Origin of the sequence: Kitasatospora sp. NPDC088351 (genome assembly GCF_040685575.1) — a bacterium.
GTDB lineage: Bacteria > Actinomycetota > Actinomycetes > Streptomycetales > Streptomycetaceae > Kitasatospora.
This window is the reverse complement of record NZ_JBFBIL010000040.1, coordinates 43,451-67,081: the sequence shown is the minus strand read 5'-3', so window position 1 is coordinate 67,081 and position 23,631 is coordinate 43,451. Positions and strand designations below refer to the sequence as shown.

Here is a 23,631-nt window from a genome sequence, read left to right as displayed (position 1 = left end):
CGTGACCGTGACGACCGTGGCGGCCGTTCGGGTGGCTTCAACCGTGACCGCGATGACCGTGGTGGTCGTTCGGGTGGTTTCGACCGCGAGCGTTCGGGTGGCTTCAACCGTGACCGTGACGACCGTGGCGGCCGTTCGGGTGGCTTCAACCGTGACCGCGATGACCGTGGTGGTCGTTCGGGTGGTTTCGACCGCGAGCGTTCCGGTGGCTTCAACCGTGACCGTGACGACCGCGGCGGCCGCTCGGGTGGCTTCGGCGACCGTCCGGCGCGCTCCTTCGGTGACCGTCCGGCCTTCGGCCGTGACCGTGACGAGCGCGGTGGCAGCAGCAGCCGTCCGTTCGCCCGCCGTGACGACCACCGCTCCGGCGGCCGTCCGCAGGCCTCCGGTGGCTTCAACCGCGACGACCGCGGTGGCCGTTCGGGCGGCTTCGACCGCGAGCGTTCGGGCGGCTTCAACCGCGACGACCGCAAGCCGCGCTGGAAGAACTGACATCGCGTATCCGATGTCGCGTAGCGCGTAGCTGACGCACTGCGGGCCCGCTCCACCTCGGTGGGGCGGGCCCGTTGGCGTTCCGGCCCCGGCGGGCCGTTGTTCTGCCGGTGAGAATAACCTGTGGCGCCGGGTGCGGGGTGTCCCGTACGGTCGCGGGCATGAGCAGCAGACTGCACGACGTGGCGGTGGTGAACGAGGGGATCGCCGAGCGGGGGAGCTACCGGGCGGCCGGGGGCGAGCTCGTGGAGGTGGCCGACCGGCTGGCGGTGGCCAGGGCGGGGACGGTGTCGTACGCCCCGGCGGAGCTGGACGCGCTGGTGCGGGCCGGTGCCCCCGGGCCCGGTCCGGCGGCCGGTGAGGGGGCGGTCGAGGTGACGGCCGAGGGCAGCATGGAGGCCGCCCGGCGGCTGGTCGGAGCCGGGGCCGGCCCGGTGGGGGTGCTCAACTTCGCCTCCGCGCGGAACCCGGGCGGCGGCTATCTGCGCGGCGCCCGCGCCCAGGAGGAGGACCTCTGCCGCAGCGCCCTGCTGTACTCCTGCCTGCTGGAGGCGCCGGACTACTACGAGGCGCACCGGGCCTCCACCGACCTGCGGTACAGCCACCGGGTGATCGTCTCACCCGGCGTGCCGGTGATCCGGGACGGGCGGGGCGAGCTGCTGGCGCGGCCGTACCCGGTCACGTTCCTGACCTCGCCCGCGCCCAACGCCGGTCAGCTGGAACGGCGTTCGGCGGGGGTGGACGTCCGGGGCGTGCTCGCCGGGCGGGCGGAGCGGGTGCTCGCGGTGGCCGCCCGGCACGGGATACGCGCGCTGGTGCCGGGGGCGTGGGGCTGCGGGGTGTTCCGCAACGACCCGGCACAGGTGGCGGAGGCCTTCGAGGGCGCGCTGGCGCGGTACGGCGCGGCCTTCGAGCGGGTGGTGTTCGCGGTCTGGGACCGCACGCCCGTCTCGGCGAACCGGGCCGCTTTCGAGGCCCGGTTCGGCGCGGCCGGGTCCTGAGGGCAGCCGGTTCCCCTACGGCCTGTGCCGTCCCCGTACGGTCAGTGCTTGCGCGTGATCAGGGCGGTCGCGACGGTGGAGGCGGCGGCGACGACCCCGGTGACGGCGAAGACGGACGGCCAGGCGCCGATCTTCTTCGCCAGCGGGTGCGAGCCGCCGAACGCCGCCACATACAGCCCGGTCAGCGCGGCCGCGGTGGCCGGGCCCGAGCGGTGGTGCCACTGCGCGGCGGCTCCGGCACCGGCCACCGCCAGCACCGCGCCGCCCAGTTCACGCCGGCCGCTCCAGCGGGCGACGCCGTAACCGCCCACCAGACCGCTCGCCGCGGTGAGCGCGGCCGGCGCCGCGGCCGAGAGCACGTTCGGGACCTTCGCCATCCTCGACTCCACTCCTCAGATCCACCGGGCCGTCCGCACACCTGCCGACCGGCCCACTCCTCCCGACCATAACCCGACATCTCCCGACCGTCGGACGGGCCCCGGCCCCCGGGCGACAAGGCCTAGCGGAACGCCTGCTCGAACGACCGGGCCTCGGCCGCCCCCGCCAGCCGGGCCCCGGCCTCGGCCGGTGTCAGCACCCGTTCCAGCCGCAGATCACCGGGGACCTGCTGGATGAACCGCCCGGCCGACCAGCTGCGCTCGTACGGCTGCGGGTCCAGCACCAGGGTGCGGACGCCGTCGACCACCGGGATGTCGTCGGGCGTGCCCTCGTTCCAGATCCAGGACCCGTCCGGCGCGACCAGGTTGAACGAGCCGAACGCGGTGAGCCGGCGCCCGTCCGGCACCTCGGTGCGGCAGAGCGCGACGACCTCCGGGTCCGGGCGGGTGCCCGGCAGGTGGCCGCCGCCGATCAGCACGTCCGCGAGCAGCGTGTGCAACTGGAAGTTGTCGCTCAGCCCGTCCATCCGCAGCAGGTACCCGGTGCCGGTGGGCCGGTCCAGCACCAGCAGCGGTTCGTCGTCGAGCGTCCTCGCCAGGTGGACCAGGCACTTGAGGTCGTGCCGGCCACCGCTGTACCGGTCGGCCAGTTCGACCAGGACGTCCGTCACCCCGGACGCCCGGGCCGAGGTGCGGACGGCGGCGTACGAGTACACCGCGAACGAGGCCATCTGCCAGAGGTGCAGCGTCCACCAGCCGATGACGGCCCGCTGGGCGTGCCACTCGTCCAGGCGGCCCGGGTCCTCGATCCGTTCGAGGGCTTCGGCCGGGTTGTCCCGGTCCGGGTCGGGCAGCTCGCCGCCGTCCGTCTCCTGCCAGCGCTCCACCAGCAACTGCGCGGCGCCGAGCGCTTCGCGCAGCCCGGCCAGCACGTGATCGGCGCAGGCCACCGGGTCGGCGCCGCGCTCCACGCACGCGCCCACCATCATCGCCAGCCGCGACCGGGGGAACGGCGGAGTGTCCGGCAGCAGGGTGGCCAGCCGCGGGCCGACCGCCGCCGACTCGCGGGGCCCGGCAGGCCCCAGCAGGCCGCCCACCAGCCGGAGCGCGTCGCCGAAGCGCTCGTCGTCGGCGGCTTCGACCGCCGCCGCCAGATCGGCCACCGCCTCGTCGAGGGTCGGCTGCTGACGGTCCGACGGGTCGGCGGACCCGCCGTGCGAGGGATTTCGGTCGGACACCATTCGCCGCAGCATAGGCGCCCCGTCGGACACCCGGCAGCGGGGGCTCTGTCGGACCCTGGTGGGACACTCCCACCGTGACTGACCATGTGATCGCGGACGGCCTGTACCGGGTGCGCAACGTCGGCAGCGGTCTGCTGCTGGAGGTCGCCGACGGCAGCCGCCGCAGCGGCGCCAAGGTCCAGCAGGGCGAGGACAGCGGCTCCGACGCCCAGCTCTGGCGCCTCACCGCTGTCCATCCCGGCGGCGCCCTCCACCACTTCGAGAACGTCGCCAGTGGCAAGCGACTCGACGTCACCGGCGCCTCCCCCGACAACGGCACGCTCATCCAGCAGTGGTCGGCCAACGCCTTCGGCGCCCAGGAATGGCTCCTCGAACACCACCTCGACGCCCCCGGCACCTACACCCTCACCAGCTTCATCAGCGGCAAGCCCCTCACCGTCCGCGACGCCGCCACCACCGCCGGCGCCCCGGTCCACCAGTGGGAGGACACCGACTCGCCCTCCCAGTGGTGGCTGCTCGAACGCCAGGGGTAGCGCGGGGAGGGCCTCAGACCCTCACCCCTCACCCCTCAGGCCGAGAGCCTCAGGCCGAGAGGTTGGCGCGCAGGGCGGCGAGGTCGTCCTCGGTGGCGCCGTGGGCGCGGAGGTAGTCCGGGACGGAACCGTGCCGGTCCCGGATCCAGGCGAGGGACGAGGCGAGGAGGGGAGCGGAGATGGGGCGGGAGACGCGTTCGGTACCGGTCTCGTCGAGATAGGGGGTGGGGCCGTCGAGGAGGCCGAGGCCGGCGTTGGAGAGCAGGAAGTCGGCGGTGATGTCGGCGTCGGAGGCCCCGAGGAGGGACTGCAGGACGGCGATGGTCAGGCCGGTACGGTCCTTGCCGACGGCGCAGTGGACGACCGCCGACAGGGTACCGGGGTCGCCGAGCCGGCGGACGATGGCGACCAGCGAGGGGCCGGCGGTCCCGGCCATGAAGGGGTAGAGCTCCTCCTGGTCCTCGGGCCAGGGACGGTCGACGTCCTCGCGGTTGGCGGGCAGGGTCGGGACGTGCAGGGTCTCGTGTTCGAGGCCGTGGTACAGGTCGGGCCAGACGTCGAGCTCGACGGGGCTGCGCAGGTCGATCACGGTGCGCAGGCCGAGGGCCTTGAGACGCTGAGCGCCCTCCGGGGTGAGGGTGTGGAAGGACCCGGAGCGGTAGAGCACGCCCCGGCGCAGGGCGCCGACACCGCCGGCGTCGCGGAAGTTGCGTACGCCGGGGATGTCGAGGAAGGCGGACGGCAGGTCGGTGGCACGGTCCGGCAGGTCGTCGGTCATGGCGTCCACCGTACGGGCGCGGGGTGGGCGGGGGAAGGTCGTTCGGGGAGCCGGACCGATGGCGGGGGCGACGGCAGGGGTGGGATCAGCGCCCGCCGGCGATGTCCAGGAAGGCGCCGGTGGTGTACGAGGAGGCGGGCGAGAGCAGGAAGAGGATCGCCTCGGCGACCTCCTCCGGCTGTCCGCCGCGCCGCATCGGCAGGTTCGGGGCGACCCGGTCGACCCGGCCGGGCTCGCCGCCGAGCGCGTGGATGCCGGTGTGGATCAGGCCGGGGCGGACGGCGTTGACCCGGATGCCCTCGGCGGCGACCTCCAGAGCCAGCCCGCGGGTCATCGAGTCGACGGCGCCCTTGGCGGCCGCGTAGTCCACGTACTCGTTGGGCGAGCCGAGCCGGGAGGCGGCCGAGGAGACGTTGACGATGGCGCCGCCCTGCCCGCCGTGCCGGGTCGACATCCGGCGGACGGCCTGCGCCGCGCAGAGGAACGGGCCGGTGATGTTGGCGGCCCAGATCCGGTTGAGCCGGTCCTCGTCCACCTCCTCCAGCCGGCACTGCTTCTCCAGCGTGCCGGCGTTGTTCACCAGAGCGGTGAGCGGGCCCAGTTCGGCGTCCACGGTGGCGAACAGCCGCTCCACCTCGGCGGTACGGGTGACATCGGCCCGTACGGCGACGGCCGTGCCGCCCTCGGCCCGGACGGCCGAGACGACGGCGGCGGCGGAGGCCTCGTCGGTGCGGTAGTTGACGCAGACCCGGTAGCCGCGCCGCCCGGCCAGCAGGGCGGTGGCGGCGCCGATGCCGCGTCCGGCACCGGTGATGAGAACGACCTCGGGGCGGGCGGAGCCAGGAGTGGAGTCCATGGCCGCAACGGTACCCAGAGCGTCGCGGTCGATCCACGGTCCGGCCCGCCGCCCGGAATTCGTTCGCGCGGCGCGGCCCGCTCCGGGCAGACTCCACGGAACGACCCCCGGGGCCGGCGGCCAGGGCCGTCCGCCCCGGCGGACAGCAGCCCAGCCCAGCCCCGCCCCGACGAGAGAGGAGAGCCCCGTGGTACCCGCACCCGGCACCGCCCTGCTCGTCGGCGTCGTCGGCTCGACCGCGTACGGCTTCGCCCAGGCCGGCTCCGACATCGACCGGCTCGGCCTGTTCGCCGCCCCGACCGAGGACTTCCACGGCCTGCACCGTCCGGCCGAGTCCCAGGTCACCACCGACCCCGACGTCACCCTGCACGAGGCGGCCAAGTGGTGCCGCCTGGCGCTCACCTGCAACCCGACCGCCTCCGAACTCGTCTGGCTGCCGGACGACCTGTACGAGGTGCGCGGCCCGCTCGGCGAGGAACTGATCGCGATACGCCGTTCCTTCCTGAGCGCCAAGGCCGTGCGGACGTCCTATCTCGGCTACGCCGACCAGCAGTTCCGCAAGCTGCTGACCCGCGACACCACCGACCCGGTGACCCGCCGCCGGGCCGCCAAGCACGCCCGGCACCTGGTCCGGCTGGTCGAACAGGGCGTCCGGCTCTACGAGACGGCCGAGAACGTCGTCCGCCTCCCCGACCCGGACCGGGTCCGCGACCTCGGTGAGCGCATCGCCGACCACCCCGCCACGGCCGAGGCCCTGCTCGCCTCGGCCGCCGAACGCCTCGCCCGCCCCGGCGTCCTCCCGCCGGCCCCCGACCCCCGCCCCGCCGAGGCCTGGCTCCGCCGCGTCCGTGCCGCCCACTACACCCCGCCCACCACCTGACCCCGCCCGCTCCGCCCACCACCCCCCGGCGCGCCCGCACAATCCACTGGCGGAGCCCTGGGTCCCACCGGGTAGGATCACCGTGGCCCGCCCCACACGGGGCCGGGCCACGGGCCGCTAGCTCAATTGGCAGAGCTGCGGACTTTTAATCCGTAGGTTCAGGGTTCGAGCCCCTGGCGGCCCACCACTGTCAAGGCCAGGTCGGACTGTTCCGACCTGGCCTTTTTCATGTTCTCCAGGCTGTCGGCGCTCCCCTTTCCGCCCCTGTAGGACGTCGTTCGGCGGGCTCCGTCTCCAGCGGGAGGTTCACGGACCGTCGCGGCACCCCTGCGTGGTACGTCGGCCGGACATGTCGCGCGGCGTCCTGTTCGAGGCGGGCGCCGGCGTCCGAGATCGGTCCGGGCGTCGGGTTCGGGCCCGCAGGTGGCTCGTGGGGATGGGACATGTCAGGCTGGTCAACTGTCATGCAGGGGCGAGGGATGGGGTGTTGGTGAGTGGATTGCGGTTCTCGGCGGCTGTTGGGATCGTGTGCGCGGCGGTCGTCTGCGCAGGCTGCACCTCGGAGCCGGCGGCGAAGCCGGCCGACGGCGCGCCGGCCGGAACGTCCGCCGCGACGGTCAGCGCCTCCGTCTCCAGCCTGTCGCCGGTGGCGCCCGCCACCCCGACGGTGGACCCGAATGTGGTGCCGGGGTCGGTTCTGAAGACCTATCTGCCGACCGGCGACACCCTGCCCGCGGGGTGGCAGCTGTCTCCCATCTTCACGGAGAGCGACAGCGGCCCGGCGCAGGTGCCGCCGTCCGCGGCTCCCAGCCCGACGCTGTTGCCCTCCTGCGAGCAACTGGCCTCCCACGGCACGGCGGCGGCGCTCGGCAGCCCGGCCGCGTACGCATCCGAGGGGGTCGTCGGCCCGTCGGCCGGCGAGGTCGGGATCACGGTGAACTCCTACCACGCGGGTGACGCGGCGAGGGTCCTCAGCAGGCTGACGGTGCTCAAGGGCGTCTGCGGAAGCACCTATGAGATCGGTTCCTCCGGGGGATTCAATCCGGTGACGGTGACCGTCAGCGGGGTCGACGGCCTGGGGGCGGAGAGCGTCCTCGTCAGGGTCGACCGGAAGGCCTACGTCGGCAAGGAGTTCGTCGTGGCGCGGGTCGGTGACCGGGTGCTGTCCGTGAGCTCCGACAACAAGTACGGGGCCTTCCCCGATGTGGTGGCGCTGGCGAAGGCCATCGTCCCGCAGGTCAAGTGAGACCGGAGGCGGCCGCGGCCCCCGCCCCGAGGCGGACCGCGATTTCGGTGAAGTCCGTTGATCCGAAGCCGGTTCGGCCGGGTGGGCGGCCCCTTCCGGGGTGCGATTCGTTGCCCTGAAAGGTCCTTGCGGCGGGCGCCGGGGGCGGTGGCGGTGGTGTGGCGGAGGGGGTGGGAGGCCGTCGGAGGGGCTTCCGCGCAAGGCCCGAGATCAATATGACCGGCCTTGTATGCTCCCGAAGGGTCTCCTGTGACGGCAGGGGCTCGGGAGGGGTTCCGGAAGCGGTCGCGTGGGGCGTTCATCGGTCATTGCGACCTTCGGATGTGCAACCCGGGGGCGGTTTCGACCGTCTTTCTGTGTGCAGCGCGCCCGGACCGGGTGGGTGCCGCGTCCGCCGGTGAAAGGTTCACGCATGTCAGGTCAGTGGGGCGAGGGCCCGGCTCGTGGTGAGAGCGCGCCCGGCGCGGCCACGGCCGAGGGGACCGGCGACGGGGTACCGCAGCCGCGTGGCGGCGGACGGGCCGAGGCCCGGCGGGCGGCCCAGGGCGGGGCGAGCTCCCCGGTGGCGGCGGGCGGTGGCCGGGCGGCGGCGCGCAACAGCCGGAAGCCCGGGAAGAACGTCAAGAAGATCGTCGCCTGGTCGGCGGCCGGCGTGCTGGTGCTGATAGCCGGCGCGGGCGGCGCGATCTACCTGAAGCTGAACGGCAACATCAAGTCCTTCGACGCGGACGCGATCGCCGCCGACCGCCCGCCGGAGGCGCAGGCCGACGCGGACGGCAACAAGCCGGTGAACGTGCTGCTGATCGGCTCGGACAGCAGGGGCAAGAACAACAGCGACCTCGGCGGCGGCGAGGACGGCGGCGCCCGCTCGGACACCACGATCCTGCTGCACGTCTACGCCGACCACAAGCACGCCGTCGGCATCTCCATCCCGCGCAACGCCATGGTCGTCATGCCTCCCTGCAAGCTGCCGAACGGCAAGTGGACCAAGGGGAGTCCGAGCGCGATGTTCAACGAGGCCTTCTCCACGGGCGGTTCGGACGACGGCAACCCGGCCTGCACCCAGAACACCGTGGAGAAGCTCACCGGCATCCGGGTCGACCACACCATCGTGGTGGACTTCCAGGGCTTCTCCGCGATGACCAAGGCCGTGGACGGGGTGGAGGTCTGTCTGCCGAAGCCGATCTACGAGGGCGACGTCAACCCGAATCTCGGCAGGAAGGGCAACGTCGTCCTCCCGCAGGGCAAGCAGAAGGTGGCGGGCCAGCAGGCGCTCGACTACGTCCGGCTGCGGCACGGCATCGGCGACGGCTCCGACATCGGCCGGATGAAGCGTCAGCAGGCCTTCCTCGGCTCGCTCGCCACCAAGATCAAGGGCGAGGGGCTCAGCCCCACCACGCTGCTCCCGCTCGCCGACGCCGCCACCAAGTCGCTGCTCGTCGACCCAGGGCTGCGCTCCGCGGACAAGCTGCTCTCCTTCGGTCTCTCGCTGAAGAACATCGACATGCACGACCTCAAGTTCGTGACCGTACCCTGGCGTTACCGCACCCAGGACAAGAACATCGACCTCGTCCAGGCCGACGCCGCCAAGCTCTGGGAGACCCTCAAGGCCGACCGGACCATCGACGGCCAGAACGCCACCGGCGAGCAGCCGGCCGCGCCCGGCACGTCGGCCGCGCCCGAGACCGCGCCCCCCTCGCCGTCCGCGGCGGCCGACGAGGGCAACACGGCCGTCAAGGTGGCCGTGTACAACGGGACCACCACCGAGGGCGCGGCGGGCAAGGCGGGCGAGATGCTGAAGGCGGCGAAGTTCACCGTCACCAAGATGGGCACCGCGGCCAGCACCAAGTACGCGACCACGATGATCGAGTACGGCTCCGGACAGAAGGCGGGCGCGGAGAAGGTCGCCGCGCTGTTCCCGGGCGCGACCGTCGAGGCCGGCACCTCGCCGGGCGTCACCGTGATCCTCGGGAAGGACTTCGCCGCCGCCAACGGCGGAGCGGCCGGCTCCGGCACCCCCGGCACCTCGGCGGGGCCGCCGGCGGCGCCGCAGCCGCTGCCGAGCAGCGTCACCGGCGACTCCCGCTCGGCGGACGACGACATCTGCGCCAACACCACCTACGGCAGCGGCGGGTAGTGGCCGCCGGGTGGCACCGGCCGCTGTCCGGCGCGCCCGGGGCGCGGGTGTCCCGGGGCCGTGCCATGGTGGCCGGGAAGGGGGGCCGTAGGCCCGAGAGGCGGACCCCATGGCCGAGATCGCCCTGCAACTCGACATCGCCGCGCCCCGCGCCGTCGTCCTGGCCGCGCTCAGCACCCACGACGGGCTGACCAGCTGGTGGACGACGGCGGTGGACCGCGACGGCGACGACGTCCTGCTCTTCGACTTCCCCGATGTGCCCGAGCCCTTCCGGCTGCGCCGCGAGCGGGCCGACCAGGACCGGGTGGTGTGGACGAACGTCGGCACCTTCCCGCCGCACTGGGCCGGCACCTGGATCAGCTGGGACCTCGCCGAGCAGCCCGGAGCGCCCGGCCGCACCCGGCTGCTGTTCCGCCACGGCGGCTGGCAGCCCGGCAGCGAGGAGGGCGTCCCGATGGTGGCCGGCACCTGGGCCGAACTGCTGGTCCGGCTCAAGGACTACGCGCAGAGCGGCAAGGCGCAGCCGTACTTCGTGAAGCGGCCGCCGCACGAGGAGGCCTCCGGGTGAAGGGCCCCGGGGCCCCGGGGGACGCGCCCGGCGGGAACCGGCGCCCCGGGGCGACCGGACCGGCACGGGCGGTGACCGTCCGCCGCGAGGCCCGCCCGGGGTCGCCCACCAGGGCGCCGTCCGGTGGCGGGATCGCGGTGACGCGGCGATCGTGGGCGATGTACCCGCCGTCCGTGGCGGACGGCCGTCGTCGGCGGGGGACCATCGCTCTGGAGGCCCAGCCATGCCCGTAGTCACCGCTCCGTACAAGCCCGGCACCCCGTGCTGGGTCGACCTGATGGCGAGCGACCAGCAGGCCGCGCTCGACTTCTACCGCGACCTGTTCGGCTGGCAGGGCCACGTCGGCCCGCCCGAGTTCGGCGGGTACTCCGTGTGCTCGCTGAACGGCAAGCCGGTTGCCGGGATCATGGCGGCGATGGCGCCCGAGGGCGAGCCCCTCCCGCCCGTCGCCTGGACCACCTACCTGGCCACGGACGACGCCGAAGCCACCAGCCGGGCCATCGCCGACAACGGCGGCACGATCCTCTACCCGGTGATGGACGTCGGCTCCGTCGGCCGGATGCTGGTCGCCGCCGATCCGACCGGCGCGGTGTTCGGCGTCTGGCAGAAGGTGGACTTCGCCGGGGCGGGGATCGTCAACGAGCCCGGCGCACTGGTCTGGAACGAGCTCAACACCACCGACACCGAGGCCGCCGGGCGGTTCTACCACCAGGCGGTGGGCCTGCGCCCGGCGACCATCCAGGGCATGGACGGCTACTTCTCGCTCAACGTCGGCGACCGCACCGTGGGCGGCATGCAGAAGACCGCCGGGTACCTGGCGCCCGGCACGCCCCCGCACTGGATGACCTACTTCTCGGTGGACGACACCGACTCCACCGTGGACGCCCTGGTCAAGGCGGGCGGTTCGGTGATCCAGCCGCCGTTCGACATGCAGTCCGGCCGGATGGCGGTCGTCCAGGACCCGCAGGGCGCCGTGTTCGCGCTGATCGCCTCGCCCGACTCCCCGTGAGGGGCTGAGGAAGCGGAAGCCGCCCGTCCCGCGACGCGCCGCCGGGAAATGGGCGGCTTCCCCGTGTTCGCGGGTAAGACTGCACCCATGCTGGGGCTACCGGACGACATCCGCGCTTTCCTCTTCGACCTCGACGGGGTGCTCACCCAGACCGCCAAGGTGCACGCCGCGGCCTGGAAGGACACCTTCGACGCCTTCCTGCGCGCCGAAGCGGCCCGCACCGGTGGGCAGTTCGTTCCCTTCGACGCCGTCACCGACTACGACACCCACGTGGACGGCCGTCCACGCCTGGACGGCACCAGGGCGTTCCTGCACAGCCGGGGCATCGACCTGCCCGAGGGCACCGACGCCGATCCGCCCGGCGCCCGCACCGTGCACGGGATCAGCGCCGCCAAGAACGACACCGTGCTGCGCATGATCCGCGAGCAGGGCGTCCAGCCGTACGACGGCTCGGTCGCGTACGTGCGCCGGCTGCGCGCGCTCGGGCTGCCCAGTGCCGTGGTCTCGTCCAGCGCCAACTGCCGGGACGTGCTGCGGGCCGCCGGGATCGAGGAGCTGTTCGACGTGATCGTGGACGGCATCGTCGCCCGCCGCGAGGGCCTGCCCGGCAAGCCCGCGCCCGACACCTACCTGGCCGCGGCGAGGTCGCTGGGCGTCGCGCCGGCGCACGCCGCCGTCTTCGAGGACGCCCTCGCCGGGGTCGCCTCGGGCCGGGCCGGCGGCTTCGGCGCGGTGGTCGGTGTGGACCGCACCGGCCAGGCCGCCGAACTGCGCCGCAACGGCGCCACCGTGGTCGTCACCGACCTCGCCGAGCTGATCCCGGAGGAGACGGCATGAACGGTCAGGACATCTTCGCCGTCGACCCCTGGCAGATCGCCGAGCACGGCCTGGACCTGGCCTCGATGGCCCGCGCCGAGTCCGTCTTCGCGCTCTCCAACGGCCATATCGGCCTGCGTGCCAACCTGGACGAGGGCGAGCCGCACGGTCTGCCCGGTACCTATCTGAACGGCGTCTTCGAGCTGCGCCCGCTGCCGTACGGCGAGGGCGGCTACGGCTACCCGGAGTCCAGCCAGAGCGTCATCAACGTGACCAACGGCAAGATCATCCGACTGCTGGTGGACGACGAGCCCTTCGACCTCCGCTACGGCGAACTGCTCAGTCACCGGCGGTGGTTGAACTTCCGCGAGGGCCTGCTGCGGCGCGAGGCGGAGTGGACCTCCCCGGCCGGGCGGACCATCAGGGTGCACTCGACCCGGCTGGTCTCGCTCACCCAGCGGGCCGTCGCCGCCGTGGAGTACACCGTCGAGGCGGTGGACGGGCCGGTGCGGATCGTCCTGCAGTCGGAGCTGGTCGCCAACGAGCAGCTGCCCGGCGGCGTCGACGGCGACCCCCGGGCGGCCGCCGTGCTGGAGGCTCCGCTGCTGGCCGAGGTGCACCATGCGAGCGGCACCAAGGCCGTCCTGGTGCACCGCACCCGCTACAGCGGCATCCGGGTCGCGGCCGGCATGGACCACATCATCGAAGGCCCGGAGCGGATGAACACCGTCGCCGAGAGCGAGGCGGACCACGGCCGGATCAGCGTCACCACCGTGCTCGAACCGGGCCAGCGGCTGCGGCTGGTGAAGTTCATGGCGTACGGCTGGTCGGCGACCCGCTCGCTGCCCGCCGTGCGGGACCAGGTCGAGGCCGCGCTGACCGCCGCCCGGTACACCGGCTGGGAGGGTCTGGTGGACGAACAGGCCGAGTTCCTGCGGGAGTTCTGGGACACCAGCGACATCGAGATCGAGGGTGACGTCGAACTCCAGCAGGCCGTCCGGTTCGCCGTTTTCCATGTGCTCCAGGCGGGCGCGCGCAGCGAGGAACGGGCCATCCCCGCCAAGGGGTTGACCGGTCCCGGCTACGACGGGCACAGCTTCTGGGACACCGAGACCTTCGTCCTTCCGGTGCTCACCTACAGCCTGCCGAGCGCCGTCAACCAGGCGTTGCGCTGGCGGCACAGCACGCTCCCGATGGCCCGTGAGCGCGCGGCCCAACTCGGCCTCTCCGGCGCGGTGTTCCCGTGGCGGACGATCCGCGGCGAGGAGTGCTCCGGCTACTGGCCGGCCGGCACGGCGGCGTTCCACATCGGCGCGGACATCGCGGTCGCCGTCGCCCGGTACGTACGGGCCACCGGGGACGTCGAGTTCGAGCGCGAGTACGGGCTCGAACTGCTGGTCGAGACGGCCCGGATGTGGCGCTCGCTCGGCCACCACGACGCCGCCGGCAAGTTCCGCATCGAGGGCGTCACCGGCCCGGACGAGTACAGCGCCGTCGCCGACAACAACATCTTCACCAACCTGATGGCGCAGACCAACCTGCGGGTCGCGGCCGAGGCCGCCGGCCGGCACCCGCGCGAGGCCGCCGCGCTCGGCGTGGACACCGAGGAGACCGCCGCCTGGCGGGACGCCGCCGCCGCGATGTACATCCCGTACGACACCAACCTCGGCGTCCACCCGCAGGCCGACGGCTTCACCGACCACCAGCTCTGGGACTTCGACGGCACCCCACCGGAGAACTACCCGCTGCTGCTGCACTATCCGTACTTCGACCTGTACCGGAAACAGGTGGTGAAGCAGGCCGACCTGGTGCTCGCCATGCAGGTCCGCGGCGACGCCTTCACCGACGAGCAGAAGGCCCGCAACTTCGCCTACTACGAGCGGCTGACCGTCCGCGACTCCTCGCTCTCCGCCGGCACCCAGGCGGTGATCGCCGCCGAGGTCGGGCAAATCGACCTCGCGTACGACTACACCGCCGAGGCCGCCCTGATGGACCTCCACGACCTCGGCGGCAACACCCGCGACGGCCTGCACATGGCCTCGCTCGCCGGGGCCTGCATCGCGCTGGTCGCCGGGTTCGGCGGGCTGCGGGACCACAGCGAGGCGCTCTCCTTCCGGCCCCGGCTGCCGGCCGGTCTGATGCGGCTCAGCTTCTCGCTGATGGTCCGCGGCCAGTTGCTCGGGGTGCGGATCACCCACGAGGGGACGACGTACACGCTGCGCCGGGGCGAGCTGATCCACCTGCGGCACGACGGTGAGGCGGTGCAGGTCAAGGCGGGTACGCCGGTCACCGTCCCGATCACCGTGCCGCCGGGGCAGGAGCGCTGCGTCCAGCCGCCGGGCCGCGAACCCGCCCGGCGGCAGCCGCAGGCCGGCGTGGCGGCGGGCAAGCTCGGCCCGGGACCGGACCACCTCGCGGCGGAGTAGCGGCGGAGCGGTAACGGCCGCCGAGCGGTGGGGAGGCGGGGAGGAGCGGCGGCTCGTGCTCACCCGTTCGGGCCCGCCCCGGGTGCGGGGCGGGCCCGGACCGCCGAGGGTGCTGGTGTCCCGTGGCAACCGGTGGCCGGTGAAGGAGAACCCCCGTGGTGAGTGTGGCCGAGCAGATGGTGGAGGTGCTCCGGCAGGCCGGGGTGGAGCGGGTCTACGGGGTGGTCGGCGACAGCCTCAACCCGGTGGTGGACGCCATCCGCCGGGCCGAGGGCATCAGCTGGACCCACGTACGCAACGAGGAGGCCGGCGCCTTCGCGGCGGCCGCCGAGGCCGAGCTCAGCGGCCGGCTCGCGGTCTGCGCCGGCTCCTGCGGTCCCGGGAACACCCACCTGATCCAGGGCCTCTACGACGCCCAGCGCAGCGGTCTGCCGGTCCTGGCGCTCGCCTCGCACATCCCGTCCGGCCAGATCGGCACCGGGTTCTTCCAGGAGACCCACCCCGAGCGGGTGTTCACCGACTGCAGCAGCTGGTGCGAGATGGTCTCCACGCCCGCCCAGCTGCCCCGGCTGCTGCGGGTGGCGATCCAGCACGCGCTGGGCGCCCACGGCGTCTCGGTGCTGGTCTTTCCCGGGGACGTCGCGGCGCTGCCCGCCGCCGGACCGACCGGCACCAGCCACTTCCTCACCGAGCAGGCGGTCGCCGCGCCGCCCTGGTCCCAGGTGCAGGCCCTCGCCCGCGCGCTCAACTCGGCCCGCAAGGTCGCCCTGTTCTGCGGCGCGGGCGTGCGCGGGGCGCACAGCGAGGTGATGGAGCTCGCGGCCGCGCTGCACGCACCGGTCGGGCACTCCCTGCGCGGCAAGGAGTGGATCCAGTTCGACAACCCGTACGACGTCGGCATGAGCGGCCTGCTCGGCTACGGCTCCTGCCACGACGCGCTGCACTCCGCCGACCTGGTGCTGCTGCTCGGCACCGACTTCCCGTACGACTCCTTCCTCCCGCAGGCCCGCACCGTCCAGGTGGACCACGATGCCACCCGGCTGGGCCGCCGCACCCCGCTCGAACTCGCCGTCCACGGGGACGTCTCGGCCACCCTGCGGGCCGTCCTGCCGCTGCTGGAGCCCAAGGACGACCGGAGCTTCCTGGACGAGCTGCTGCGCAAGCACTGCCGCGCCCTGGAGGACGTGGTCGGTGCCTACACCCGGGACATCGAGAAGCACCTGCCCATCCACCCCGAGTACGTGGCCTCGGTGCTGGACGAGGTGGCCGCCGACGACGCGGTGTTCACCGTGGACACCGGGATGAACAACGTCTGGGCCGCCCGCTACCTCCAGCCCAACGGGCGCCGCCGGGTGATCGGCTCGTTCCTGCACGGTTCGATGGCCAACGCGCTGCCGCACGCGATCGGCGCCCAGCTCGCCTGCCCGGGGCGGCAGGTGGTCTCGATGTCCGGCGACGGCGGCCTCTCCATGCTGCTCGGCGAGCTGCTCACGGTGGTCAAGCACCGGCTGCCGGTGAAGACCGTGGTCTTCAACAACGGCGCACTCGGCATGATCAAGCTGGAGATGCTGGTCTCCGGCTACCCAGAGTCGGAGATCGACAACGGCGATGTGGACTACGCCGGGATCGCCCGGGCGATCGGCATCCCGGCGAAGCGGGTCACCGACCCGGCGCGGGTCCGGGAGGTGCTGACGGAGGCGCTGGAGCGCCCGGGGCCGGCCCTGGTGGACGTGGTCACCGACCCGAACGCGCTGTCCATCCCGCCGGCGATCACCGCCGCCCAGCTGAAGGGGTTCGCGCTGGCGGCCGGTCGGACGGTGCTCTCCGGCGGGGTCGGGCGCATGATCGATCTGGCCCGCAGCAACCTGCGCAACATTCCGCGGCCGTAGCGCCCGAGGATCTTTCCCGGCCGTCCCGGGGTACCCGGGCCACCGGGGCGGCTCTCGGGGAGGTTTGCCTCTGAGGCAAGTTTCTTGCCCCTGCGGCACGGCGGGTGTCCACTGGTCACATGACCACCAGCCCGACCGGCCACTCCACCCCTGGCGAGCAGCTCGACGACCAGGAGGTGGCCGGCCTTGCCGCCAGGCTGCGGGAGCACCGGCTCAGCAGCCGCCTCACGCTGGAGGTCGCCGCCGGCCGGATCGGTCTCTCACCAGCCTATCTGTCCCGACTGGAGACCGGCAGGCGGCAGCCCTCGCTGCCCGTCCTGCTCGGTCTCGCCCGGGCCTACGGAACCTCCGTCTCCGGACTTCTCGGCGAGGCCATGGTCGAGCCGGACCCGGTGGTGCGCGGCGGCGTGATCGAACCCGGCCGCGCGGGCGGCTGGGGCTACCGCCGGGCCGGCGCGCCCGGCCGGGCGATGCAGGCGCTGCGGGTCCATGTCCCCCCGGGCGTCCAGGACACCGTCGTCCGGGTGCACCCCGGCGAGGAGTGGCTGTACGTCCTTCAGGGCCGGCTGAAGCTGACCCTCGGCGACCGCGTCCACCTGCTCGCGGAGGGCGACTCCGCGCACTTCGACTCGCTCACCCCGCACTGCATCGCCGCCGACTCGGCGGACGGGGTGGAGCTGCTTTTCGTGCACACCCTGCTGCAGAGCCCCGGCGGCGAACTCTGCCTCGGCGGCGGCCCTGTAGCACCGCACTGACCCACCGTCAGAAATCTTGGAGGAGATCTCCCATGGCTGATCCCACCACCACCGCAGCCACCGCAGCGGCCACCGCGGCCGTCGCCGACCCCGCCGCGCCGGTCGTCCCGGCCGTCGCGCCGAAGACCGTCGACGCCGGCAAGTGGGCCAACCGCCGCGTCGGCATCCGGGTGCTGATCTACATGGTCGCCACCCACGCCTTCGCGGGCTTCATCATGCTGCTGTTCGAGCTGGGCAACCGGAACAAGTAGCCGCGCCCTCAACCGGAGACGATGCGCCACCCCAGATGGCGTCCGCCGCCCCGGACCTGCGTCAGCCGGTAGCAGAGGCGCAGCGAGGCATCGAGGTCGTCGTACTGGTCCGGCCCGACGTACGCCGGGCGCAGGCCGACCGCCGTGATCAGCCGCTCGACGGCCGAGCGGTCGGCCTCGGACGAGGAGAACAGCAGGTCGGCGGGCACGCCGTCGAACAGCGGGCGGTCGAACAGCTCCACCCCGACATTGCTGAACGCCCGCGCGTAGCGGGCGCCGGGGGCCAGCCGGGCCACGGTGTCCGCGCTGTGCAGCACGCCGCCCTCGCCGATCCGGTTGGTGGCGTCGACGACCAGGGCCCCCGCGAGCGCGCCGCCGTGCTCGGTGAGCAGCTCCTCGACGGCCGTGCCCATCACGGCCAGCACCACGGTGCCGGCGCCCGCGAGCGCCTCGGCGATACCGACCGCCCGCACCGGCCCGTCGGGTACGGCGGCCGGGTCGCGCGCGCCGAGGACGACGCCCAGCCCGGCGGCGTGGAACGCCCGGGCGAGGCTGCTGCCGACGCTGCCCGCGCCGATGACGGCGACACCGGTCATGAAGGCCCCCTCCACTGAAGACTCCTGACGTTCGGAAACCCCGATGCCCGCCGTGGAATTCCTCAGGCCCGCCCGCCGGGGGCGGAGGTCCGCACCAGCTCGCAGAGTGCGTCCAGGGCCGCCGGGAACGCGTGCTCGGGCGGGGTCGCGTACCCGACCACCAGGGCGGGCGGGGCGTCCGGGGCCGCCGCCGGGTCGGCCAGGCACCAGGCGAGGCCGGTGAGGGCCAGCCCGGCGGCCTCGGCGCGGGCCAGCAGCTCCGTCTCCGGGACGGACCCGGGCGGCAGCCGCAGGACGGCGTGCAGCCCGGCGGCGATGCCGGTCACCCGGACGTGCGGGGCGCGTTCGGCGAGCACCGCGACCAGCCGGTCCCGGCGGCGCCGGTAGTGCAGCCGGCAGCGGCGGATGTGGCGGTCGTACGTCCCGGAGGTGATCAGCTCGGCGAGGGTGAGCTGGTCCAGCACCGGGGACATGCCGTCCGCCAGCCGCTTCTGCCGGGCCACCGGCTCGACCAGCGCGTCCGGCAGTGCCAGCCAGGCCAGTCGCAGGCCGGGGGCGAGGCTCTTGGCCGCGGTGCCCGCGTACACCACCCGCTCGGGGTCGAGCGCCTGCATCGCGCCGAGCGGCTGCCGGTCGAAGCGGAACTCGCCGTCGTAGTCGTCCTCGATCACGTACCCGTCGTGCTCGCGGGCCCAGGCGACGGCCGCCGCCCGGCGCTCGGGGGCCAGCGGTACGCCGGTCGGGAACTGGTGGGCCGGGGTGAGCAGGACGGCGCTCCACCGGGGGCCCAGCAGGTCGGTCCTGGCGCCCGACTCGTCCAGCGGCAGCGGCGCCGCGGCCAGCCCGGCGGCCCGCAGGACGGCGAGCTGCGGCGGCAGCCCGTACGCCTCGACACCCATCGTGCGGGCGCCGCGCTCGCGCAGGGCGGCGCAGAGCAGGCCGAGGCCCTGGGTGAAGCCGGCGCAGATCAACAGGTGGTCGGGGTCGGTGCGGACCCCACGGACCCGGGCGAGGTAGTCGGCCAGCGCCTCCCGCAGCTCGATCCGGCCGAGCGGGCTGCCGTATCCGAACGCCTCGTGCGGTGCGGTGGCGAGCGCCCGCCGGGTGGCCGTCAGCCAGGCGCCGCGCGGGAAGAGCGAGACGTCCGGCCGCCCGGGCAGCAGGTCGTGCCGGGCGGGGCGGCGGTCCTGCCGGGCGCCCGCCGTCCGGTGGCCGGGGCGCGGGGCGGCCCGCTCGGCCACCGTGGTGCCCGAGCCCTGCCGCGAGGTGAGCCACCCCTCGGCGCTGAGCTGCCCGTACGCCTCGACCACGGTGTTCCGGGCGATCCCCAGGTCCTCGCCGAGCGCCCGCGAGGACGGCAGCCGCGTCCCGGGCGCCAGCCGTCCGTCCTGCACGGCCTCCCGCAGCGCCTCCTCCAGCGCCGCCCGCAGGCCGGCTCCGGCGGCCCGCCGCTCGGTGAGGTCGAGGTGCAGATCGCCGCCGAAGGCGGTCCAGGAGGTGGTCATGGGGGCCGTTCCGTGCGGGCGTGCTGTCCGTACGGGAATTATCGTTCCTCCCGCGGCCGCCGGCCGCCGGGCAGCCGGTCCGGCGCGGGCCTCAGCGGATTTCGGCGGATCTCAGCGGACGACCGGGAGGACCGGGGTGTCCGTGCGGCCGGTGGCGGCCTCGATGAAGGCGACCGGGTCGGCCACTTCGGCGAGCAGGGTACGGGTGGCGTGCAGGGCGGCGGTGGCCGGGGGCGGGCCGCCGATCGCGGCGATCAGGTCGAGCAGGTGGACGGTCGCCTCCATCACCGCCACCTCGCGGAGCGCGCCGATCGTCACCGCGCCGAGCATCGGGTGGGCGATCACGGTGGCGGGTGGCAGGTCGGCGATCGCGGCGAGTGCGGCCGGGCCCTCGGTGGCGAACCGGGCCACCAGCGCGGCGGGTTCGGTCGCCCCGGCCGTCTGCCGGGCGCTCTCGGCGATCCGTTCCGCCGCGGTGTGCGCCAGCCCGCCGGGCCGGTTGTAGGCGCGCAGGATGCCCGCGCCGCTGTCCACCGCCGCCGGGGCGTCCACCACGGCCCCCCGCAGCTGCGCGAACTGCGCCGGGTCGGGCGCCACATGGGCGTACAGGTCCTGCACCGACCACCCGGGCAGACGGGTCGGCCGGCCCCACCCCTGGGGGTCCAGTGCCGCGCCGCGCTCGGCCCAGGATTCCCACAACCCGGTCAGCAGTGCCAGGTCGTGGTCGATGTGATGGGGCATCCGGTACTCCTTCGGGCCGGTGTCACTGATCTCGGCCCACCGTAACGGGCCGGGGCCTGGGCGCGGGGATCGTCGGACCCCGCCGCCAGGGTGCGGCCATGGCGAACTATGTACTCGTGGCAGGCGCGTGGCTCGGAGCGTGGGCGTGGGACGAGGTGGCGGCCGACCTGCGCGCGGCCGGGCACACCGTCCATTCGCTGACGCTGTCCGGCCTCGCGGAGAGGCGCGGTGGGGCGGCCGGGCAGCAGGCCCATGTGCGGGACATCGTCGACGAGGTCGAGCGGCTCGACCTACGGGGCGTCGTCCTGGTCGGGCACAGCTACTCGGGCATCCCGGTCGGGCAGGCCGCCGAGCGGATCGGCGACCGGCTGGCGCAGGTGGTGTTCGTCGACGCCAACGTGCCCGCGGACGGCGAGTCGTTCGTCTCGGGCTGGCCGGACGGCCGGGCCGAGGTGGAGGCGTCGATCGCCGCGAACGGCGGCTTCTGGGCGCCCCTGACCGCGCCCGACTACGCGGGCCAGGGCCTCACCGCCGAGCAGATCGAGCGGATCGTGGCCGGTTCGACCCCGCATCCGGGCGCCACGCTCACCGAGCCGGCCGTCCTGGCGGGCCCGCTCACCGCGCTGCCGGCGACGTACGTCAAGTGCCTGCTCGACGGCGCCGAGCCGAACCCCGACGTGGCCGAGCTGCTGAAGAGCGCGCACTGGCGGCTGGTCGAGCTGGACACCGGTCACTGGCCGATGTTCTCCGGGCCGCGTGAACTGGCCCGTCTCCTGGGTGGGTTGGCGGCGGAGGAGTAGTGGTCGGACCGGCAGGCGCACCGCGCTGCCGCCGCCGGACGTGTCACCGCCGGACGCGCCGCCCGGTGGGTCACCCGTCCAGGGGGATCCGGCGCCAGGCGCCGCCGTCCGGTACCGGGGCCGGGCCGAAGTCGTACCGCACGCCGCCCGGTCCGAAGGCGAGCAGGGAGATCGAGGACGAGCCCCAGATCCGCCCGTCGCCGAACTCGCGGCGCTGGACGAGGGCGGCCGGATCGTCCAGCGGCAGGCCGTCGCCGGAGACGACCGGCAGCCACGCACCCCATGCCGCCCCGGTGGACCCTTCGCCCGGTTCGGGCCGCACCGCGGCCTCGAACCGGGCCCGGAAGCGGGCGGCCCGGGCGGCCATCAGGGTGCGGATCAGCTCCGAGGTGGTGCGGCTCTCCGCCTCCCCCTCCAGCCCGTCGTTGAGCACCACGTTCAGGCCGGCCGGCAGTTCGCGGTCCTCCAGCCCGGTGCCGCCCCAGCTGAGCACACGGGCGCCGGCCGACCGGACGAGGACCAGGTGGAACGGGTCGTACCGGGCCAGGTCGAGCCGGTCGAGGCCGTCCTCCCGGACGGCGATCAGGGGCAGCTTCCCGCGCGACAGGCGGGCCCGCGCCGGGGCCGGCGCGCCGAAGCCGTTCAGCAGGCAGGCCGCGGCCGCCGGCCGGTCCGGGGCGCCCGGGTCGACCGCGAGCCAGGTGCCGCCCGCCGCGAGGTCCAGGCCGCCGACCAGCGACGGCCGCGCGGGCCAGTGGCGGTCCGGCGGCAGCCACCGCCGGCCGGCGTACTCGTCCCGTACGGAGAGCAGCAGGACCGGCACGGCCGACGACGGCTCGATGCTGACGAACGCCGTACACATGGACCGGCCCCCTGCCCTGGACTCCGGGCGGTCGGCGGTGCCGCCCTGCCTGCGATCCTCGCACGCCCGTTCGTCGTTCGGACCGGTCTGTACCCTCCCTTTTCCGGGGCCGCCGTGCCACACTCGGCCGGACCGGGAAGCGTCGGCCGGATCCGGTCGGGCGGCCCGGGGCCGACCCCAAGTGGCCCGAGGTTTCGTGGTTCAAATGAACCAGGGATGTGGTCCACTCCGCCCCTAGGCTGGTGGCCATGACGACGAACGAGAACGCCACCGTCCCCGCCCCCGAGCAGCGGCTCTCCCTGCCCGACCTCGCCCCGGACTTCTACCGGGCGATGGCCGGTCTGGAGCGCGCCTCCCGGCAGGGCGTCGACCCGAAGCTGGCCGAGCTGGTCAAGGTGCACGCCTCGATGATCAACGGCTGCGCCTTCTGCATCGACATGCACTCCACCGACGCGGTGAAGAACGGTGAGCAGGACCACCGGCTGCTCTCCCTCCCGGCCTGGCGGGAGACCCCCTGGTTCACCGCCAGGGAGCGGGCCGCGCTGGCGCTCACCGAGTCGGTCACGCTGCTGACCCAGGGTCATGTGCCGGACGCCGTCTACCAGGAGGCCGCCGCGCAGTTCGAGCAGGCCGAGCTGGCCCAGCTGATCGCGCTGATCGTCACCATCAACGCCTGGAACCGGATCGGCGTCACCTCCCGCCTCAGCCCGGCCGCCAAGTAGGCCGGGGGAGCAGCGGACATGACGACGAACCAGCAGGAGAAGGCCCGGCTCCTCCACACCCTGCACCGCCCCGGCGAGCCCCTGGTGCTCGCCAATGTGTGGGACGCGGCCGGCGCCAGGCTGGTCGCCGCCGCCGGGGCGACGGCCGTCGCGACGGCCAGCGCGAGCGTCTCCTGGGCGCTCGGCTACGCGGACGGCGAGGCGGCGGACCGGGACGAGGTGCTCGCCCAGACCGCGCTGATCGTCCGCTCGGTGGAGCTGCCGGTCACGGCTGACCTGGAGAGCGGTTTCGCGGCGACGGCGGCCGGGGTCGGCGAGACGATCACCGCGCTGCTCGCCACCGGCGCGGTCGGCGTCAACCTGGAGGACGGGGACCGGACCGCCGCCGAGGCGGCCGAGCGGATCGCGGCGGCCCGGGCGGCGGCCGACGCGGCCGGTGTGCACCTGTTCGTCAACGGCCGCACCGATGTGTTCCTGCACGGGATCGGCGACCCGGCCGGCCGGCTGGACGAGGCGGTCCGCCGCCTGCGCGCCTACGTCGAGGCGGGGGCGGACGGGGTGTTCGTGCCCGGTGTCGCCGACCCGGAGACGATCGCCGCCCTGGTCGCGGCCGTCCCCGCACCGCTGAACGTCGTCGCGGGACCGGGCTCGCCGTCCGTGCCGGAGCTGGCGAAGCTCGGCGTGGCCCGGGTCAGCCTCGGGCCGGGCCTGGCCAGGGTGGCGTACGCGGCGGTGCGCCGCGCCGCCGAGGAGGTGTACGCGAGCGGCACGTACGGCGCCCTCGACGGCGGGCTCACCTACCAGGAGCTGAACGCCCTCGCCGAGGGCTGAGCGGCACCGCGGGCGAGGGCGGCGGCGAGGGCGCCGCGCGGGGGAGGGGGCGCCGGCCTCAGCCGATCTGCCCGCTGAGGCCGGGGTGGGACATCTGGTTGGTGCCGATGGCCTCCACCTCCTGCGCCGCGTGGCCGACCAGCGGGAGCTTGCCCGCCTCGCGGAGGACGAGGTCGCCGGGGGAGAGGTCGAGGCCGCTGGACAGGCCGTCGAGGGCGTCCGCGGACGTCGCGGAGGCCGCGGACGCGGCCGGGGTGGCCAGGGCGAGGCCCGCCATGGTGAGGGCGGCCAGGGTCGCGAGTTTCTTCATGAAACGCCA

24 protein-coding genes, 1 tRNA gene and 1 pseudogene are annotated in these 23,631 nt (G+C 74.1%); 16 read left to right on the top strand and 10 right to left on the bottom strand.

All coding sequences use genetic code 11. The annotated features are described in order from the left end of the window. A pseudogene (locus AB0P06_RS25320) lies at nt 1–495 on the bottom strand (hypothetical protein); the annotation flags it as partial. Between the two features lie 158 nt (nt 496–653). Between AB0P06_RS25320 and AB0P06_RS25315 the strand changes: the two are divergent. Next, nucleotides 654–1,493: a TIGR02452 family protein gene (locus AB0P06_RS25315; RefSeq protein ID WP_363611045.1), complete on the top strand. Its 840-nt coding sequence runs from the start codon at nt 654–656 to the stop codon at nt 1,491–1,493. Nucleotides 1,494–1,534: 41 nt separating this feature from the next. On the opposite strand, the gene AB0P06_RS25310 is transcribed toward AB0P06_RS25315, so the two are convergent. After that, nucleotides 1,535–1,870 (bottom strand): hypothetical protein, encoded by a 336-nt coding sequence (locus AB0P06_RS25310; protein WP_363611043.1) that lies wholly within the window; start codon nt 1,868–1,870, stop codon nt 1,535–1,537. Between the two features lie 122 nt (nt 1,871–1,992). Beyond that, nucleotides 1,993–3,111 carry a hypothetical protein gene (locus AB0P06_RS25305; RefSeq protein ID WP_363611041.1) on the bottom strand — a complete coding sequence of 373 codons (1,119 nt, stop codon included), beginning with the start codon at nt 3,109–3,111 and terminating at the stop codon, nt 1,993–1,995. A gap of 74 nt (nt 3,112–3,185) precedes the next feature. Between AB0P06_RS25305 and AB0P06_RS25300 the strand changes: the two genes are divergently transcribed. Further along, nucleotides 3,186–3,644: an RICIN domain-containing protein gene (locus AB0P06_RS25300; RefSeq protein ID WP_363611039.1), complete on the top strand. Its 459-nt coding sequence runs from the start codon at nt 3,186–3,188 to the stop codon at nt 3,642–3,644. A 49-nt stretch (nt 3,645–3,693) separates the two neighbouring features. On the opposite strand, the gene AB0P06_RS25295 is transcribed toward AB0P06_RS25300, so the two are convergent. Continuing rightward, nucleotides 3,694–4,422, bottom strand: a complete 729-nt coding sequence (locus AB0P06_RS25295; protein WP_363611037.1) for a tyrosine-protein phosphatase — start codon at nt 4,420–4,422, stop codon at nt 3,694–3,696. An 85-nt stretch (nt 4,423–4,507) separates the two neighbouring features. Further along, nucleotides 4,508–5,278, bottom strand: a complete 771-nt coding sequence (locus tag AB0P06_RS25290; RefSeq protein ID WP_363611035.1) for an SDR family oxidoreductase — start codon at nt 5,276–5,278, stop codon at nt 4,508–4,510. A 187-nt stretch (nt 5,279–5,465) separates the two neighbouring features. Between AB0P06_RS25290 and AB0P06_RS25285 the strand changes: the two genes are divergently transcribed. The 11 genes from AB0P06_RS25285 to AB0P06_RS25235 all read left to right on the top strand — a co-directional run bounded on the left by AB0P06_RS25285 (nt 5,466) and on the right by AB0P06_RS25235 (nt 17,255). After that, nucleotides 5,466–6,158, top strand: a complete 693-nt coding sequence (locus AB0P06_RS25285) for a nucleotidyltransferase domain-containing protein (protein WP_363611033.1) — start codon at nt 5,466–5,468, stop codon at nt 6,156–6,158. 111 nt (nt 6,159–6,269) lie between these two features. After that, nucleotides 6,270–6,345 (top strand) — tRNA-Lys (locus AB0P06_RS25280). 303 nt (nt 6,346–6,648) lie between these two features. Further along, entirely contained in the window at nt 6,649–7,404 is a 756-nt protein-coding gene (locus AB0P06_RS25275) for a hypothetical protein (protein ID WP_363611031.1), read from the top strand. 412 nt (nt 7,405–7,816) lie between these two features. After that, complete coding sequence (locus tag AB0P06_RS25270) at nt 7,817–9,541, top strand: LCP family protein (protein WP_363611029.1); 1,725 nt, start codon at nt 7,817–7,819, stop codon at nt 9,539–9,541. Nucleotides 9,542–9,650: 109 nt separating this feature from the next. Next, nucleotides 9,651–10,109, top strand: coding sequence for an SRPBCC domain-containing protein (locus AB0P06_RS25265; RefSeq protein WP_363611027.1), 459 nt, complete (start codon nt 9,651–9,653; stop codon nt 10,107–10,109). Between the two features lie 223 nt (nt 10,110–10,332). Next, nucleotides 10,333–11,118 (top strand): VOC family protein, encoded by a 786-nt coding sequence (locus AB0P06_RS25260; RefSeq protein ID WP_363611025.1) that lies wholly within the window; start codon nt 10,333–10,335, stop codon nt 11,116–11,118. Between the two features lie 87 nt (nt 11,119–11,205). After that, nucleotides 11,206–11,955, top strand: coding sequence for a beta-phosphoglucomutase family hydrolase (locus tag AB0P06_RS25255; RefSeq protein ID WP_363611023.1), 750 nt, complete (start codon nt 11,206–11,208; stop codon nt 11,953–11,955). Continuing rightward, entirely contained in the window at nt 11,952–14,360 is a 2,409-nt protein-coding gene (locus tag AB0P06_RS25250) for a glycosyl hydrolase family 65 protein (protein WP_363611021.1), read from the top strand. The genes AB0P06_RS25255 and AB0P06_RS25250 overlap by 4 nt, the downstream gene beginning before the upstream one ends. Nucleotides 14,361–14,515: 155 nt before the next feature. After that, nucleotides 14,516–16,249: a pyruvate dehydrogenase gene (locus tag AB0P06_RS25245; RefSeq protein ID WP_363611019.1), complete on the top strand. Its 1,734-nt coding sequence runs from the start codon at nt 14,516–14,518 to the stop codon at nt 16,247–16,249. A gap of 119 nt (nt 16,250–16,368) precedes the next feature. Further along, complete coding sequence (locus AB0P06_RS25240; protein ID WP_363611017.1) at nt 16,369–17,004, top strand: XRE family transcriptional regulator; 636 nt, start codon at nt 16,369–16,371, stop codon at nt 17,002–17,004. A gap of 32 nt (nt 17,005–17,036) precedes the next feature. Further along, nucleotides 17,037–17,255: a DUF6126 family protein gene (locus tag AB0P06_RS25235; protein WP_363611015.1), complete on the top strand. Its 219-nt coding sequence runs from the start codon at nt 17,037–17,039 to the stop codon at nt 17,253–17,255. Nucleotides 17,256–17,263: 8 nt separating this feature from the next. Here AB0P06_RS25235 and AB0P06_RS25230 read toward each other — a convergent pair whose 3' ends face one another. From AB0P06_RS25230 to AB0P06_RS25220, 3 genes are all read right to left on the bottom strand, one after another. Beyond that, complete coding sequence (locus tag AB0P06_RS25230; RefSeq protein WP_363611013.1) at nt 17,264–17,851, bottom strand: NAD(P)-binding domain-containing protein; 588 nt, start codon at nt 17,849–17,851, stop codon at nt 17,264–17,266. A gap of 62 nt (nt 17,852–17,913) precedes the next feature. Next, on the bottom strand, nt 17,914–19,356 hold the full coding sequence (locus tag AB0P06_RS25225; protein ID WP_363611011.1) for a PLP-dependent aminotransferase family protein: 1,443 nt from the start codon (nt 19,354–19,356) through the stop codon (nt 17,914–17,916). Nucleotides 19,357–19,467: 111 nt separating this feature from the next. Then, entirely contained in the window at nt 19,468–20,097 is a 630-nt protein-coding gene (locus AB0P06_RS25220) for a maleylpyruvate isomerase N-terminal domain-containing protein (protein ID WP_363611009.1), read from the bottom strand. Between the two features lie 98 nt (nt 20,098–20,195). Here AB0P06_RS25220 and AB0P06_RS25215 point away from each other — a divergent pair, with 98 nt between their 5' ends. Continuing rightward, on the top strand, nt 20,196–20,897 hold the full coding sequence (locus AB0P06_RS25215) for an alpha/beta fold hydrolase (protein ID WP_363611007.1): 702 nt from the start codon (nt 20,196–20,198) through the stop codon (nt 20,895–20,897). A 70-nt stretch (nt 20,898–20,967) separates the two neighbouring features. Here the strand turns inward: AB0P06_RS25215 and AB0P06_RS25210 are convergent, their stop codons facing one another. After that, nucleotides 20,968–21,759 (bottom strand): NRDE family protein, encoded by a 792-nt coding sequence (locus AB0P06_RS25210; RefSeq protein ID WP_363611005.1) that lies wholly within the window; start codon nt 21,757–21,759, stop codon nt 20,968–20,970. Nucleotides 21,760–22,007: 248 nt separating this feature from the next. On the opposite strand from AB0P06_RS25210, the gene AB0P06_RS25205 reads away from it, so the two are divergent. Then, complete coding sequence (locus AB0P06_RS25205; protein WP_363611003.1) at nt 22,008–22,481, top strand: carboxymuconolactone decarboxylase family protein; 474 nt, start codon at nt 22,008–22,010, stop codon at nt 22,479–22,481. Between the two features lie 18 nt (nt 22,482–22,499). Then, nucleotides 22,500–23,312 (top strand): isocitrate lyase/phosphoenolpyruvate mutase family protein, encoded by an 813-nt coding sequence (locus AB0P06_RS25200; protein WP_363611001.1) that lies wholly within the window; start codon nt 22,500–22,502, stop codon nt 23,310–23,312. Between the two features lie 58 nt (nt 23,313–23,370). Here AB0P06_RS25200 and AB0P06_RS25195 read toward each other — a convergent pair whose 3' ends face one another. Further along, nucleotides 23,371–23,622: a hypothetical protein gene (locus AB0P06_RS25195; RefSeq protein WP_363610999.1), complete on the bottom strand. Its 252-nt coding sequence runs from the start codon at nt 23,620–23,622 to the stop codon at nt 23,371–23,373. Nucleotides 23,623–23,631 lie beyond the last annotated feature (9 nt).

Bases quoted from the DNA above. Each gene is read 5' to 3' on its own strand.
- AB0P06_RS25315 (WP_363611045.1), top strand. From the start codon at position 654: ATGAGCAGCAGACTGCACGACGTGGCGGTGGTGAACGAGGGGATCGCC.
- AB0P06_RS25310 (WP_363611043.1), bottom strand. From the start codon at position 1,870: ATGGCGAAGGTCCCGAACGTGCTCTCGGCCGCGGCGCCGGCCGCGCTC.
- AB0P06_RS25305 (WP_363611041.1), bottom strand. From the start codon at position 3,111: ATGGTGTCCGACCGAAATCCCTCGCACGGCGGGTCCGCCGACCCGTCG.
- AB0P06_RS25295 (WP_363611037.1), bottom strand. From the start codon at position 4,422: ATGACCGACGACCTGCCGGACCGTGCCACCGACCTGCCGTCCGCCTTC.
- AB0P06_RS25290 (WP_363611035.1), bottom strand. From the start codon at position 5,278: ATGGACTCCACTCCTGGCTCCGCCCGCCCCGAGGTCGTTCTCATCACC.
- AB0P06_RS25270 (WP_363611029.1), top strand. From the start codon at position 7,817: ATGTCAGGTCAGTGGGGCGAGGGCCCGGCTCGTGGTGAGAGCGCGCCC.
- AB0P06_RS25265 (WP_363611027.1), top strand. From the start codon at position 9,651: ATGGCCGAGATCGCCCTGCAACTCGACATCGCCGCGCCCCGCGCCGTC.
- AB0P06_RS25260 (WP_363611025.1), top strand. From the start codon at position 10,333: ATGCCCGTAGTCACCGCTCCGTACAAGCCCGGCACCCCGTGCTGGGTC.
- AB0P06_RS25255 (WP_363611023.1), top strand. From the start codon at position 11,206: ATGCTGGGGCTACCGGACGACATCCGCGCTTTCCTCTTCGACCTCGAC.
- AB0P06_RS25250 (WP_363611021.1), top strand. From the start codon at position 11,952: ATGAACGGTCAGGACATCTTCGCCGTCGACCCCTGGCAGATCGCCGAG.
- AB0P06_RS25240 (WP_363611017.1), top strand. From the start codon at position 16,369: ATGACCACCAGCCCGACCGGCCACTCCACCCCTGGCGAGCAGCTCGAC.
- AB0P06_RS25235 (WP_363611015.1), top strand. From the start codon at position 17,037: ATGGCTGATCCCACCACCACCGCAGCCACCGCAGCGGCCACCGCGGCC.
- AB0P06_RS25230 (WP_363611013.1), bottom strand. From the start codon at position 17,851: ATGACCGGTGTCGCCGTCATCGGCGCGGGCAGCGTCGGCAGCAGCCTC.
- AB0P06_RS25225 (WP_363611011.1), bottom strand. From the start codon at position 19,356: ATGACCACCTCCTGGACCGCCTTCGGCGGCGATCTGCACCTCGACCTC.
- AB0P06_RS25220 (WP_363611009.1), bottom strand. From the start codon at position 20,097: ATGCCCCATCACATCGACCACGACCTGGCACTGCTGACCGGGTTGTGG.
- AB0P06_RS25215 (WP_363611007.1), top strand. From the start codon at position 20,196: ATGGCGAACTATGTACTCGTGGCAGGCGCGTGGCTCGGAGCGTGGGCG.
- AB0P06_RS25210 (WP_363611005.1), bottom strand. From the start codon at position 21,759: ATGTGTACGGCGTTCGTCAGCATCGAGCCGTCGTCGGCCGTGCCGGTC.
- AB0P06_RS25205 (WP_363611003.1), top strand. From the start codon at position 22,008: ATGACGACGAACGAGAACGCCACCGTCCCCGCCCCCGAGCAGCGGCTC.
- AB0P06_RS25200 (WP_363611001.1), top strand. From the start codon at position 22,500: ATGACGACGAACCAGCAGGAGAAGGCCCGGCTCCTCCACACCCTGCAC.
- AB0P06_RS25195 (WP_363610999.1), bottom strand. From the start codon at position 23,622: ATGAAGAAACTCGCGACCCTGGCCGCCCTCACCATGGCGGGCCTCGCC.